General features: G+C 47.5%; 1 pseudogene. It reads right to left on the reverse strand.

The window, feature by feature from the left end:
* Positions 1-526, reverse strand: a pseudogene (locus R7Q11_RS29120) (sodium-dependent transporter); the annotation flags it as partial.

Raw genomic sequence — 526 nt, forward strand, 5'->3', positions numbered from 1 at the left:
AAGTCTGGCATGAACAAGAACTCAAGACCTGCCATCGCACCTGGAAGCATCAAACCTTTCACCGATACGATGATCAAGATGACAAACAGCAGCGGCATAAGAACTTTACCCGCTTTTTCGATACCGCCAGAAATACCTTTCATTACGATCAGTACGTTAAGGAAAAGGTACACACCCATCCAGAACAGCGGTTGTAGCGGATCAGAAATGAAACCACCAAAGCTGTCACCGATTGCCTCCGGCGTGCTTAGTAGACCACCACCGACTTTAAAAATGTACGCTAACGCCCAACCACCTACGACTGGGTAAAAACCCATGATAAGTAACCCACTAAATACACCAATTACGCCAGTGAACGTCCAGCGTCGGTCAGTGGATTTAAATGCGCCTACTGCTGATAGACCTGTCTTACGACCAATAGCGAACTCAGTAAGCATGACGCTAAAGCCGATAAAAATAACAAAGAAAAGGTAGATCGCAACGAACGCACCGCCGCCACTCTCACCTGCTGTGTACGGGAACTTCC

It is taken from the genome of Vibrio sp. 970, from assembly GCF_033339075.1.